This is a genomic window from Actinoallomurus acaciae (genome assembly GCF_042429965.1).
In the GTDB taxonomy this organism is placed as follows: Bacteria; Actinomycetota; Actinomycetes; order Streptosporangiales; family Streptosporangiaceae; genus Actinoallomurus; species Actinoallomurus acaciae.
The window spans coordinates 1-919 of sequence record NZ_JBHLZP010001160.1; the positions used below are offsets into that span (position 1 = coordinate 1).

At 76.7% G+C, this 919-nt stretch carries 1 protein-coding gene; it reads left to right on the forward strand.

The window, feature by feature from the left end:
• The coding region (locus ACFFNX_RS51330; RefSeq protein ID WP_378213800.1) for a condensation domain-containing protein at positions 1 to 919 on the forward strand (919 nt) is incomplete at both ends.

The window sequence follows — 919 nt, forward strand, 5'->3', positions numbered from 1 at the left end:
CGGGCCGCGGGCCGCCCGATCGCGCTGCCCGCCACCGGAACCTCCTTCCGCCGCTGGTCCCGCGGGCTCACCGAGGCGGCCCGGCGGCCGGAGCGCGCCGGGGAGCTGGACCACTGGACCCGGGTCCTCGACCCGTCCGCCCCCTCACTCGGCGAACGCCCGCTAGACCCGGCCCTCGACACCGAGGCCACCGCGCGGGACCTGACCCGTATGCTTCCCCCCGGGGACACCGAGCCGCTGCTCACCACCGTGCCCGCCGCCTACCACGCCGGGGTCGAGGACGTCCTGCTCGCCGCGCTCGCCCTCGCCCTGCACCGGGAGCGGCCCGCGCCGTGGGTCGTCACCCTCGAAGGCCACGGCCGCGACGAGGACCTGGTGCCCGGCGCCGACCTGTCCCGTACGGTCGGCTGGTTCACCAGTGAGTACCCGGTCGCGCTCGGCCTGGCGCCCGGCACCGCCCCCGGCGACGCGCTCAAGCAGGTCAAGGAGCGGGTGCGGGCGGTACCGGGGATCGGCTACGGCCTGCTGCGCCACCTCGACCCCGGCACCGCGAAGGTGCTCGCCGACCTGCCCGAACCCACGATCGCCTTCAACTACCTGGGCCGGTTCGAGGCGGGCGAGGACGACACGGCGGCGCCCTGGCGCCCGGCCGCGGACTCCTGGGGCGGCGGCGCCGATGACGCCATGCCGCTGACCGCCGTGCTCGAACTGAACGCGGTCACCGAGGACCACCCGGACGGGCCGCGCCTCGCCGCCACCTGGACGTGGGCCTCCGGCGTCCTGCCCGAAGCCCGCGTGCGCCGGCTGGTCGACGCCTGGTTCGACGCGCTCGCCGACCTCACCGCCGCCGTCGGCTCCGGCGGTCACACCCCCTCGGACCTGGCCCTGGTGAGCCTGAGCCAGACCGACATCGACGATC